At 38.0% G+C, this 13,300-nt stretch carries 14 protein-coding genes; 12 read left to right on the forward strand and 2 right to left on the reverse strand.

The window, feature by feature from the left end:
- Positions 1-39: 39 nt before the first annotated feature.
- Positions 40-1,230 (reverse strand): MBL fold metallo-hydrolase, encoded by a 1,191-nt coding sequence (locus tag ACLOR3_RS01475; protein WP_412036921.1) that lies wholly within the window; start codon positions 1,228-1,230, stop codon positions 40-42.
- A gap of 13 nt (positions 1,231-1,243) precedes the next feature.
- Positions 1,244-1,585 (reverse strand): helix-turn-helix domain-containing protein, encoded by a 342-nt coding sequence (locus ACLOR3_RS01480; RefSeq protein WP_411400067.1) that lies wholly within the window; start codon positions 1,583-1,585, stop codon positions 1,244-1,246.
- Between the two features lie 653 nt (positions 1,586-2,238).
- Here ACLOR3_RS01480 and ACLOR3_RS01485 point away from each other — a divergent pair.
- From ACLOR3_RS01485 to ACLOR3_RS01540, 12 genes are all read left to right on the forward strand, one after another.
- A complete protein-coding gene (locus ACLOR3_RS01485; RefSeq protein ID WP_000490640.1) occupies positions 2,239-2,421 on the forward strand; it encodes a hypothetical protein in 183 nt (60 codons plus the stop codon).
- A 34-nt stretch (positions 2,422-2,455) separates the two neighbouring features.
- Positions 2,456-2,752, forward strand: coding sequence for a hypothetical protein (locus ACLOR3_RS01490; protein ID WP_049486013.1), 297 nt, complete (start codon positions 2,456-2,458; stop codon positions 2,750-2,752).
- A gap of 21 nt (positions 2,753-2,773) precedes the next feature.
- On the forward strand, positions 2,774-3,235 hold the full coding sequence (locus tag ACLOR3_RS01495) for a conjugal transfer protein (protein ID WP_150905052.1): 462 nt from the start codon (positions 2,774-2,776) through the stop codon (positions 3,233-3,235).
- 13 nt (positions 3,236-3,248) lie between these two features.
- Positions 3,249-4,937: an FtsK/SpoIIIE domain-containing protein gene (locus ACLOR3_RS01500; protein ID WP_411400068.1), complete on the forward strand. Its 1,689-nt coding sequence runs from the start codon at positions 3,249-3,251 to the stop codon at positions 4,935-4,937.
- Positions 4,938-5,144: 207 nt separating this feature from the next.
- Positions 5,145-6,377 (forward strand): replication initiation factor domain-containing protein, encoded by a 1,233-nt coding sequence (locus tag ACLOR3_RS01505; protein WP_411400069.1) that lies wholly within the window; start codon positions 5,145-5,147, stop codon positions 6,375-6,377.
- A 14-nt stretch (positions 6,378-6,391) separates the two neighbouring features.
- Positions 6,392-6,625: a hypothetical protein gene (locus ACLOR3_RS01510; protein WP_411400070.1), complete on the forward strand. Its 234-nt coding sequence runs from the start codon at positions 6,392-6,394 to the stop codon at positions 6,623-6,625.
- A gap of 1 nt (position 6,626) precedes the next feature.
- Positions 6,627-7,184, forward strand: coding sequence for a conjugal transfer protein (locus ACLOR3_RS01515; RefSeq protein ID WP_195487324.1), 558 nt, complete (start codon positions 6,627-6,629; stop codon positions 7,182-7,184).
- 11 nt (positions 7,185-7,195) lie between these two features.
- The gene (locus ACLOR3_RS01520) at positions 7,196-8,191 is read left to right on the forward strand and encodes a conjugal transfer protein (protein ID WP_411400071.1); all 996 of its coding nucleotides are present in this window, start codon (positions 7,196-7,198) and stop codon (positions 8,189-8,191) included.
- Positions 8,192-8,200: 9 nt separating this feature from the next.
- Entirely contained in the window at positions 8,201-8,425 is a 225-nt protein-coding gene (locus ACLOR3_RS01525; RefSeq protein WP_001095596.1) for a TcpD family membrane protein, read from the forward strand.
- 2 nt (positions 8,426-8,427) lie between these two features.
- Entirely contained in the window at positions 8,428-8,838 is a 411-nt protein-coding gene (locus ACLOR3_RS01530) for a conjugal transfer protein (RefSeq protein WP_006149323.1), read from the forward strand.
- Between the two features lie 13 nt (positions 8,839-8,851).
- Entirely contained in the window at positions 8,852-11,356 is a 2,505-nt protein-coding gene (locus ACLOR3_RS01535; protein WP_411400072.1) for an ATP-binding protein, read from the forward strand.
- A gap of 11 nt (positions 11,357-11,367) precedes the next feature.
- Entirely contained in the window at positions 11,368-13,251 is a 1,884-nt protein-coding gene (locus ACLOR3_RS01540; RefSeq protein WP_411400073.1) for a conjugal transfer protein, read from the forward strand.
- Positions 13,252-13,300 lie beyond the last annotated feature (49 nt).

The following is a 13,300-nucleotide window of genomic DNA, read 5'->3' on the forward strand; positions in this document are numbered from 1 at the left end:
ATTACGCTCTTCAATAAAAGCAGTCAATTCTGATAAAGCTCAAAAATAATTATATTCAAAAGAAAAAATACCATATTCAACACAATTGTTTTCGTTTGTCCATAGAAAATTTGAACCCGTAGCTAATATCTCTTTAATCACATTACTGTCAGGATGTCCATAACGATTATTTAAGCCTGCAGAGTTGATGAAAAAATTCACATTCTTAAAATCCGTCAAAATAGATGAATTCCAATTATTCATCGCTCCATGATGTGGAACTAGGAAAAACAGTATCTCGTCTTTTTCAGATGAAAAATAATCACGAAAATGATCATATTTTTGAGATTCTTCATTTACTCTAAGTGAAAGATCTCCCGTTAGCAAAGTTCCAACATTTTCATTATCTTCCCCCCAAAAATATGGAAAGTACCGTTTGTAATTAATATGTTTGAAAACAACTTCATAGTCATTGTATTTTATCAATGGTGAATGATATAAACAAAGACTTGCTTGATTTTGCGAAGAATTTTTAAATCCGTTCCCCCTATTTTCAGGCACATAAGAGTCATAGATATTCTTGAGTCCGTTTTTTACACTGTTATTCCAATGATTTGATAAGAGGTCTTCTAACCCAGAAGCTCTATATTGCTGTACAAGGTTATCTATATCTTGCTTAACCTTACCAATTAATGCCTCTTCTAGCAACACATTATAGAATTTAAACTTCCAAACTCCTCCTAAAGAAACATAAGATGAAAAATCCAGTCTTGATACACTTATATTGCCAATTTTATAAGTTTCATCTATATTATCCTCTAATCTTAACTCATCTAGATTGGTTATTCCATCCCCTCCTTTAGATTGACTAGTATTAACTAAAATAATATTATCAACTTTTTCCGAAAGGTCTCCATTGTTTCCATAAAGATAGGCAATCAAGAGAAAATAACTATTAAAAGTATCAGAATAGGGGATGAATATTTTTTTTATTTTGTTTATATTTTTCAATAAATGATGCAAGCCATTGATGTGATCACGGTCAAAATGAGAGATTATTAAGAAATCAATTTCTTTTTGGGGGTTAAAATCGTTCAAGTAATCATCTATTGCTTCTGAAATTATATTTTCATTACTTCCACCACAATCATAAACAAAATTAAAGGATTTACTCTCACTTTGAATTTTCCCAGTATAAAATAATCCTTGTCCAACAGACCATAGTTTAAAATTCGAATATTCCATATACATAATGTTATTATCCTTACTTCCCAAATTGTTTCTTCCGCTCTTCCATAAAAGCAATTAGTTCATTTCTAAAGACTACTTTCTCGTCATCAGAAAGACCTTCTGAGTTTTTACGAAATAGGATTTCAATATTATCTAATTCTTTATTGGTAATATCTTCATCGAAATTACCAACTAAATAATCAACTGTTACATTTAAGGTCTGAGCAATCTTGATAAGATTTTCTTGGGTTGGTTTTTTAGTGCCGCGTTCCCAAGAAGCATAGGCTGGTTGGGAAATTCCAAGTTTTTCAGCTATTTCAACTTGTGTCAATCTAGCTTGTTTTCGTGATTCTTTTAAGCGTTCTGAGAATCCCATAATTACTTCCTCAAAAAAATTTAAATTTTTTCAAATAATCCCTTGACAAATATAACCATTAGTTATATAATTCAAATATAGCTGATGGTTATATCGGATTTAAAAATAATAATACCTAGCTATCGGCATTATGATCATTGACAATTAAATAAAAAGTGCGTCTGACAACCAGAGGACTGATCATCAGAACTACACATAAACTTCGTACCTTTATTGTAAATGTTTTGATACTAAAAGTCAAGTCCGTTTTATGGTTGAAGTGAAGATATAAAACAAGTATTTGTGGGCTTCCACGCATTTCGGACTTTCGCACTTTTCCGAATAGTAAAGTGAACTGGCTTCGCCAAAGGGCGTAAGAGAATCCCTTGGGTATGACCATGACTACCTGAAGAGATTGGCTGGGAAAGCGATGGTAATTCATGCAAAGCACCTTGCTAAACGTTGCCACCGTGGAAAGAGGGATCTTTCCAACCAAATAACTTTTCTTTACTGCTGTCTATCATTATTGATAGACCTACTCTCAAGCTACTAAGTTCTTTCCTTTTTTCACTTAGTAGCTTTTTTATTTATTACAATAAAGGAGAATGATATGACAAACTTTTTTCGCATTACAATGTAAACGACTCTATGATAATTACGAATTTACCTATGGCATGTTTAGTGAATCTGATAAACTTCAGGCTAAACTTTATGCTCAAGCTCAAATTGATTTAGACCATCTCGCAGATGATGCTCGTAGAAATGGCTATGCTCATGGGGATATTCAATTCTATAGTCGTATGTTTAAACGCAAATTATTTACCCACTATTACTCAAGAGTGAAGCAACTAGCTTAACTCTTTTTATTTTACACTCAGAAAGGAAAATCTTATGATCTCAGAAACACTTAAAATGAAACCAGAATTTATCGGTCCTGCTTACTACGAACGTTTAGGAGATGCTCCTAAATTTATTTTTAGAAAAGAAGGCAAATACCAACGTCACATTCTAAACAGCGCAGAGCACGGTGCCTTTCATGTCATTACACCAGCTTCTACAACAGTCTTCCCAGAAGATGCTCTAGTAGAAGCAGTTAACCCAATCTTTTTCCCGGACACTGCTTTAAATGGCAATACTGTTGCACCTTATCTCAATGTCTTTGCGGAAAAATTGGTAATTAAAAAATAAGAAATCAAAGGAGAAAATCACATGGCTAAAATTGGATTAAACTACGGAGAAAAACTACAAATTGCTGACAAGACTTACCGTGTCATTACAGATGGACTAGATGTCCCAGCTGTCCTTGGAAAACTGTCTTTCCGAGGCATTGAGGGTCCTGATATCATCTTTGAAGTGGATCGTTCACAACGAAATCCTGATGGATCATTTGTCCAAGTCAATACAGGTGAGATCCGTGGAATTGTCGTAGGGATTCATTCTTCTGTCCAGCACGAAACACTCTTTTTCACTATCGCAGATATGTCTGAGTCTGAAATTGAAGATTTGGGCATTAAATACCGTGAAGAAGTTGAATTGGAAGATATTGTTATCACCCATACCCACGTCAATCGTAATGATATCTATAAGCTCTTTGCTTCTAAAATCAAGAAAAAAACTGGAGGCGCACCGACTAAAGAAAACAAACCAGTAGAAAATAAGAAGGAAAACTAGGAGGTGATGCAGAATGAAACTCTTTACCTATCGTGGAAAAAGAGTTCGAGTTTTTCATCGTAAACTAAAGGGGATCACATGGTTTATCTGGTGGTTTCCTTTTTTGTTGGCTATTAGTTACTACAGCTACTTACATATTGAAGAATTAAAAGTTCATCCCTTACCTCAAGGATATTTTCTAGGAGCTGGATTTCTGTTTTCTTTGATCTTCTCTTGGTTTATCAATCGGCTTTGCTACAGGAAGATGTTATTTTTTCAAAAACTAAACAGTCTTCGAATTCTTTCTCGCTTTTTGTTAGAGAATAACCTCTATCTAGTTAAAAAGGTTAGACGCGAAAACAAGATTATTGAAAAAATCACCTTACCTCAAGTGTATATCAAACAATCTCGCTACAAGATTGAAGTGAGCTTCATTCTAGAAGGCAATAAGTTCCAAGATCGCTTTTTAAATCTGGGAGCTACGCTTGAAGTCATGTTTAACGGGGACTTTCGTAATAAAACCTTTGATAATCGCTTTATCAAATATGAAATTGCTATTAACCGGATTGATAGCAGAATCACCATCGATGAAGTAAAAGTCAAGGGATCCAAACTCCAGCTCATGAAAGATGTATCTTGGGATTATATTGAAGAACCTCATCTTCTCATTGGCGGTGGAACAGGTGGAGGTAAAACCGTTGTTCTCATGACTATAATCTATGCACTAGCTAAAGTTGGCTTTGTCGATATCTGTGATCCAAAGAATTCAGATCTAGCTGGATTAAAGAAAATTCCAGTCTTTCATGGTCGAGTCTATACAAGTAAAGAAGATATCATCAACTGTTTTAAAGAGAATGTAGAGTTCATGGAAAAACGCTATGAACGGATGTCTACTTCGACAAAATTCCAAGCTGGGAAGAACTTTACTCACTATGATATGAAACCAAAATTCATTCTGGTGGACGAGTGGGCAGCTCTTATGGCAAAGATTGATCGTGACTATAGCCAACAGTCAGAACTCATGGAATATCTCTCACAGTTAGTTCTAGAAGGTCGTCAAGCTGGAGTCTTTATCATCTTTGCTATGCAACGGCCTGATGGTGAATTTATTAAAACTGCTCTTCGGGATAATTTTATGAAGCGTCTCTCCGTCGGTCATTTAGAATCAACAGGATATGACATGATGTTTGGAGATGCCAATAAAACCAAAGAGTTCAAAAAGCTAGATGAAATTAATGGTGTCAAAGTCAAAGGACGGGGCTATATCGCAAACAACGGTGAGCTTGCTGGGGAATTTTTCTCTCCTTATGTACCGCTTGATCAAGGCTTTTCCTTCTATGATGCCTACTCTAACATTCCCATCATGGAGTTTGAAGGAGAAGAATTTTCAGTATTTGAAGAATACAAACCACTAGTTGAAGTAGTCGATCCCGTAGAGGAAGAGGAGACTATAGAAAACGAACCAAACAAACGACCACTCAAGGAATTTGCGGACGAACAAAATCTTAAAATGCCAACCTTACGCAAGATTATCTATCTCTTAACAGAACAAGGGATCATCTTTGAACGGACTGTATCCGCTATTCTAGTGGATCCTTTTCAAGAAAAACTTCTTCTTGAAATCCTCGCTCAATTTGAAGAGGGAGGACGCAGGTCTTATCCAAAAGCAGTTGAAGCGACGATTGTTCATCATGGGCTAGGACAAGGGCAAGGGCAAGCCTGACCGCAGGTCAGGCGCAGACCGTAGCCCGAAGTTTCTAGGCCATGATGAAACTTCAACCCCCGTTTTCTAATAGGGGGGTTACATTTGGCAAAAACGCCAAGTCCACCCCTCCTCATTCCTTATGGGAGTTGGGTTTTCAATTTTTATGAAGTGTGTCACTTTCGTCAAAAAAGTGTGTCACTTCGTTAGAAAGAGGTGTTGCGATGAATGGACAAAATTAGTCCTTTTTATATTAAGAATTTCAGAAAACAAACAGGACTTAGTCAAAAAGCATTTGCACAAGCTGTTGATCTTCCAACTAGAACCTACCGCTCTTATGAAACAGGCGAAAGAGGACTGACGATTGATAAGTTTAGAGAACTTAAAGAAAGACTCGGTTACTATCAAGATTGCGATAAAAACAGTCTTCGGGCTCAGATCGACTATCTCCGATTGACCTTTCCTAGATTAAAGGATTTAGATGCTTTCTGTGAAAACTTCCTTCACTGCCACCTTAGCGAATTTACAGACCAAGAAACCCGTCTCATGAATTATACCCACTTATGGCAACGAGGAAACATCTGGATTTTTGATTTCTTTGATAAGTCTGTGACCAATGATTACCAAACTTGTCTTCAACTATCTGGTCAAGGATGCCGTGAGTTGGAATTGCTTCTAGAAGACAAGGGAATCACTTGGCAGATCTTTCTTCAAAACATTCTTTATTCCTATGAAGATGTTCGGGTGAAGCGACTCGATATTGCTCTAGATGAACTCTATAAGGGTTACGGTCACGAGGACGAACAAATTCAAATCCCTAAATTGATTGATAAACTCTATTCCAAAGAGATTGTCCTAGACACGATCAAGAAATGGAATATCACGGGTGGTGGATCTTTTACAGATAATGAAGATATGGAAGCGAATCACGGCTTATCCATTTATTTTGGGAGCCGTCAAAGCCAACTCTACTTCAACTTTTATGAAAAGCGCTATGAAATTGCTCGAATGGAAAACATCTCCTTGGACGAATCCTTGGAGATTTTTGGTATCTGGAATCGCTATGAACTCCGCTTTTCAGATCAGAAAGCTCAAGGCATTGTGGAGGAATACATCAATGGTGTAGATCTCGGAGAAATCGCTAGAGGCATCATAAATAAAGAAATCCAAGTCTATGATGGAGTTACTCGTTTTGGAGCCTATAAACCCGACGAAAAATGGCAACGGCTCTTTGGGGGTGTCGAACCCTTAAAACTCTCAACCAACCCACAACCATACAGTATTGAGCGAACCATTCGCTGGCTAACCTATCAAGTTGCTAACTCCCTTGCACTAGTTTCTGAGGCAGACAAAATCCTCCAAACAGAATACATGAAAATGATTCAGAACAGCGGAGAAATAACAGACCGAGGAAAGGCCATGTTACGACTTCTCAAAGCTAATAAACACTATGAACACTAGAAAGGAAAAACGATATGGAATACAAAGTTCAAATCAATTCACTAGATAACTTTAAAGCCTGGTCTGGTGGACTAACCACCTTGAACACTGTCCGTGAACGTGGTGGAGTAGATACTCTAACCGTCATTTGTGAAGATATCTTCTCTGGGAATACACCAACAGAATTACAAATCAATGACTGGCTATGGTTTGATTCAGATTTTATCTACCAAGCTCTAGGCTACGATGATCTGCTAGAGGCTTCTTGAGATGCTAAAGAAAATTTATCAAGCAGACTTTCTGCTTCTTCCAGAACAAGAATTCTGGCATATGTATATCCTCTTACGAAAGGGCAAAGACTTTTACTACGAATGTGCAGGCAGATGTACAGAAGATCTTCCAGATAGTAGAGGGCTCTATAACTATGAACATGCCTGTTTCACGCTAGATGGTCAAGTGTTGAGTGTAAATAAAAAAATGCGCCCCTCACTCATTACTTATATCCAAAAGACCATCAAAGACAACCAAGAAAAATTTAGAAAGGAAATTGAAATGGCTACTAAAACTATTTTTGAAAAGAAAGTCTCTCAAGTCACGAATGAACTGGGAGAATTACTTAAAAAGAAAGATCACAGAGAGGCTTGGACCAAGGCTGGAGAATTAAATAGTCTCCTTAAAAAAGAAGAAGCCAAAGACCTAAAACCTGACCTGATCGAACAACTCCAAACTGAGCTACGAGGCTACTATTACATTAATGGCGAGATCGAAAAAGCCAATAAGCGCCTCTATGCAAAAGGCTCAAAGCTCATTGAACTCGCTACTCTCTAAAAGGAGGATCTATGGATAAAGCCAAACGCTACTTGCTTCAAGCAAAAGAATATCTCTCACACTTTAAAAAGGTGGAGAAAAAAGGAGGTCCACCAAAGCTAAAAGTCACCAATAAAAAGACCGTCAATATTGCAGTCATAGGAGGGATTTCTTTCCTCCTTTTTGTTGGTTTCTTGGGTGCTATTCGAGCGATCACACTCTCAAATAAGGTAAGTACACTACAAGCTCAAGTAGAGGCTACTAAAAAGCAACAGACAAAGCCTATGGAGTCTAGTAGAAAATATGACTACAAACTCCAGTATTACCTGAATGATTATGTCTATGCCTATTTCACTCTTCCACAAGAAGGCGATAAACAAAAAGCTCAAGTGGACTACTTAAATAAATTTTACAATTTCATCCCTGATGTAAAATCTCAAGGGCAAGTTCGAAATCCAAGTGAGCTTCTCTATTCTCAGTTAGTGACTGTAGAAGGAAAGGTTGCGACCTATAAGATCAAATACAAGGAAACTATCCATCGGGATAACAACACAGAAGAAAAAGAAATTGTGACAGGTTTCAATATTCCATTTGATGAAAAAGATGGAAAATATTACGTTTCTGGCCTTCCTTGGTTTTCTGCCATTGAATCCTCACAAGCTGGACACTTTAGCGAAGATGATAAGCTCCAATTAACTGCCAATGATCATTTTTCAGACAGTGAGCGAAAGAAGGTAGAAAAATTCCTCAAGGTTTTCTTTACCAACTACACCACAAATCAAGATAACCTTAATCTGATCGCTAAAAATGTGGATATCATCGCAAATAGCACTTTCAAAACGATCGACTACACCTATCTTAAACAGGAAGGTAATGATCTAATCGCTTATGTCCAAGCTACTTTTGAAGTTGGAGGAACCACTCACTCAGAAAACTTCACCTTTACTCTCTCAGAAAAAGAAAAGACCTACTATGTCACAAAACTAGAACACACCATTCCACTAAACTATGCAAATGATAAAGAATAGGAGAACTCTATGAATACAAACAATTTACGAACCTTCCTCCAGGGCGATGGAATTTGGATCCTAACAGCTATTGCCGTGCTCTTAGCGATCAAGGCTTGGCGGAACAGCTCTTGGCTTCAACTCTTCTCTGTCGTTGGTTTCTATGCCGTTATTGTTTCAATTGCCAAAGGACAAGATATCCTAAAAGCAGTCGGCTGGTTCCTGCGACTCTTCGGTATTGAATCAGGACTTTAAGTATGAATGAAGAAAGACTTTATGATTACAGTAAGGGCCTAAATGCTCCTTATTGGATCCAAGAAATCAAGACAAAAAAGGGCACTCGACTATGGTACTTTGCGACACCGATGCAGTTGTCCTTTTTCATTGTCTTTATCATCGTTTTTGTGGCCATGTTACTCTTTGGAGGATTTATCTTTGTGCCACTCGCAAAAATCACTCACTCAATTTCTCTCTTGCTCTATTGGTATCTCCCTTACAAATTGGCTAAATTCTATACTGAATACGAGCCTCACGGTAAAAAGATGCACGTCTTTATTGGAGATTACCTGATTTACTTCTGGGATTTTAAGCTAAACAAAAAAGCTATCTACCATGAAGATCGAATAGAACCTGTAGAAGAAATTGTCTTTGAAAAAACAAATCTATAGAAAAGGAGGACCTATGAGTATTACTTTAACCTATCCTATTAGGGAAACACATGAAAATCTAGCTCTCAAAAAAGATCAAACAGTCGTTGCTTATTATCGTATTCCAAACACTCCCATCACGATTACAGATGATGAAAAAAAGGGCAAACACAAAATTACGGTTGCTCAAATGATGAAAAAGCTCCAGAAAAACAAGTTCTTTGAAATATCTCTGATCCCTAAAGACTATCTCTTAGAAGAGAAAATGCGGGACTTCTCAGACGCTCTAGCAGATGACAGTCGTGAACTAGGAGAAGAACTACTTCTTTACACGGTGGATCGTCTAACAGATGAAATGGAGATCCCTTATCAGTTTGACTGGGTCGTTGGAGTGACCTTGCGCAAACAAAATCATGGAGCGACCGTCAAAGACTTGGCCTATGAGAGCTTTAATGAGTTCACTGAAAAAATCGCCAAGGGTCTTGGCTATGAATATGAGTTAAGCCCTACCTGGTATGAAGACTACAAAAGTGATGAATTCACTATTTTTCAAGCCTTCTCTGTCCTTCGGGCAAAACGTTTATCTAATGAAGAACTCTTTTATTACCAGCGGATGCAATACCTCCGCTATATTCCTCATTACAAGAAAGAGGTGCTCGCCAATCGTGCTCAATTCAATATCACAGACACCTTGATCAAAGTCTTAAAAGGAGGCTTCCTCAAACTAGAAAGCCCTTACGGCTCTTCCTTTGTAACTATTCTTCCTGTAGGTAAATTTCCTGTTCAATTCAACGGCTTTCACCTAGGCGAATTTATCCAACGTTTGAACTTTCCCGTAGAACTACGAATCAAAGCAGAATTCATTGATACTGGTAAAATCAAGGGTCGAATGGGACGTTCAAATACACGTTACAGAAACATTATGGAAGAGGCAGAAAATACCGATACTGTCCAACAAGACGAGATTATCATGGGTTCCATCTCCCTAAAAGACTTAATGAAGAAAGTCGGAAACAAGGAGGATATCATCGAATACGGAGCCTATCTTATCGTCTCTGCTTCTAGCGTAAACCAACTCCGACAAAGACGACAAGTGGTTTTAAACTACTTTGACGATATGGGGGTTGAAATTAGTGAAGCCTCTCAAGACGGACCTTATCTCTTTCAAGCTCTGCTTTATGGAGAAAACCTCCAAAAGAAAACTCGCACCTGGACACATATGGTCACAGCTCGTGGATTTTCAGAACTCATGCCCTTCACCAATACCTCTTCTGGAAACCGTATCGGTTGGTATATCGGCCGAGTAGATAACTGGACAGGCCGTTGGGACAATATTGCGAAAGCTATTGATTCTTCAAAGAACATCGTCCTCTACAATGCGACAGTGGGAAATAAGGAAGATATCGCTGGAAAGATTACCAAGAACCCGCATATCATCATCACGGGGGCAACAGGTCAAGGAAAATCCTTCCTTGCTCAGATCATCTTTTTAAGTGTGGCTTTACAGAATGTCAAGACACTTTATATTGATCCTAAACGTGAACTTAGAAATCACTATCAAGAAGTGATCAACTCACCTGAATTTGCACGTCTCTATCCTGAACGCAAGAAACAGATTGAGAACTTTAACTTTGTGACACTGGATAGCTCGCTTCTATCAAACCACGGAGTCTTAGATCCTATTGTCGTTCTAGATAAAGAACAAGCTGTAGAGGTCGCAAAGAACATGCTTGAGTTTCTACTACAAGCTGTAGATGATGTCACAATGGACCAGAAAACAGCTATCACAGAAGCTATTAATGCGATTGTAGAAAAACGAGTCGCAGGTGAGAAAGTCGGCTTTAAACACGTCCTAAAAGTGCTTAGAGACTCCACTTCCTCTGAAATTGCTTCGGTTGGTCGTTATCTGACTTCAATTGTCACAAACTCTATCTTGGAACTAGCCTTTTCAGATGGAACCACTCAAGGACTTAACTATGAATCACGGGTGACTATCTTAGAGGTCAATAACCTCAAACTACCAAAAGACGATTCCACAAAAATTTCAGATCATGAACGCAACTCTATTGCCCTCATGTTTGCACTGGGTGCCTTCTGTACCCACTTTGGAGAACGAAATGAAAATGAAGATACCATTGAGTTCTTTGATGAAGCTTGGATTCTTATGAAATCCGCAGAAGGAAAAGCAGTTATCAAAAATATGCGTCGGATTGGACGCTCCAAAAATAATACCTTGGCACTGATTACGCAATCTGTACATGATGCAGAAAATGACGATGATACAACGGGATTTGGGACTATCTTTGCTTTTTATGAAAAATCTGAACGTGAAGATATCTTAAAACACGTCAATCTCGAAGTCACCGAAAGCAATCTCGAATGGATTGATAATATGATCTCTGGCCAATGCCTATACTATGACGTGTATGGCAATCTCAATATGATTTCCGTACACAACATCTTTGAAGATATTGATATGCTTCTAAAACCAATGAAAGCTACAGTATCATCAAGCCTTGAAAATAAATACGCTAGTTAGGAGGTGAATCCATGCAAGAAGCTTTTGACAAACTAAGGGGAGTTGATATCTTCTCTCTCAAGTCCTACATGGAGCCTACTGGGTTCGCTTCCTTTAACGGGGCTTGGGTTCTGATTAATGAGCTTTTCGTCAACTTCTTCTTTTTCATTCTAAACGCAGTGGTGGGCTTCTTTTCTTTGCTGATTCGAATTCTTGAAAAGATTGATCTCTACTCTAGCTATAAGAATTATGTATTTAATGGAGCGATGAATATCTGGAAAGGATTTATCGGTTCAAGTTCTGGCGGAGTCGCAAAACAATCACTCGTTTCAATGTTACTTCTAATCCTAGCTTTCTATCTCTTTTACCAGTTTTTCTTTTCAAAAGGAGCTTTTTCAAGGACTTTACTTCATGTCTTTCTGGTACTCATCCTTGGCTTTGGTTATTTTGGAACAATCGCTGGAACATCAGGTGGTCTGTATCTATTAGATACCATTAACCATGTCTCTCAAGATGTCACTAAAAATATCACGAATATCAAGGTGGAGTATGGCAATAATAAATCCATTAAAATTGGTGATTCCATGGCAGATAGCTATATTGCAGAAACCTCTTATAAAGCCTATGTCTTTGTCAATACAGGTCAAGAAAATGGGAAATATAAGAATAGTCAAGATGGGAAACAAGAAACTTTTGACGATAGTAAGGTATTAGGAACAGGCGATAAGAATGGAAACTTTAAAGCGGTTAAATCGAAAGATCGTAATAAATATCTAGATGAACTAGGAAATGGAGCCAATGATGATGGTGAAAAGAACCGTTGGGTTTCAGCTATGCCTGACTTCATCTTTACTCGCATGTTTTATGTCATCTTCAAAATCTGTGAAGCCTTCGTATTAGCGATACCGGTTATTTTGATTCAGATGTTAAACGTCATCGCGCAAACACTTGTCCTGATGATGATCCTGCTCTTTCCAATTGTGCTACTAATGTCCTTTGTACCAAGAATGCAAGATTTGATTTTTGGAGTCTTGAAAGTCATGTTTGGTGGGCTGCTTTTTCCAGCTATCACAAGTCTATTAACGCTTTTGGTCTTCTACATTGAAAAAATGATCGAAAACATTGTCATTACAGGCTTTGACGGCATCCTTAAAACTCTTCCATCCTTGATCATCTTCGGCCTTGTCTTTAAACTACTCATTTCAGTTGTCTCAAAAGGACTTGTATACTTCCTTCTATGGAAATACAAAGCTGAGCTGATTCAATTCATTCTTGGCTCCAAAGCACGAATGGTTGCGAGTGATATTGGAAACAAAGTTGAAAAAGGAGTCACAAAGACCAGAGAAGTGGCTTCACAAGTACCATCGAGAAGTCTTTCATCTGCTCAACACCTTGGGAACTTTGCCCTAGCAGGTGCTGGTTTCGGAGCTGGTATGGTGATGAATGCCAAGAATCACTTCCAAAATGTTGGTTCTTTCTTTACTAATAAGGAATCAGAGCACCAACCTGATGAAGTGCTCCCAACAGAAACGCTTGAGACGCCAACAAGTCCGGATGCTCCAGAATCAAGCATTCCGAAAACAAAGCCAACGCTAGAAGGGATTAAACCAGTTGAAGAAAAAATACCAACTCCTTCAATGGAATCCCCAATCACAGTGGGGCCAACACCAAGTTCAAACGAGGAATTTAAAACTCTTAAAGAAGAATGGATTTCTCCATTTAAACAGCTCCGAATTAATAGTATTGAGCACAAATTAGAGGAATATAAAGACCCTCAAGCTATGTACAAAGCTCAAGGATCGAATGCTTTCACTCGTGCTTACAGAAAGACCATGACACGAGATGATAAATTGAGAGCCAATATTGAACGAAGAGACCGATTAACAGAACGCTTAAAACAAATTAGAGGAGAATGATATGAATACCAAGATACGCTCAAGAACTGCTTTTCCAAGAGTTCTTGAA

This window comes from Streptococcus intestinihominis, assembly GCF_046824975.1.
In the GTDB taxonomy this organism is placed as follows: Bacteria; Bacillota; Bacilli; order Lactobacillales; family Streptococcaceae; genus Streptococcus.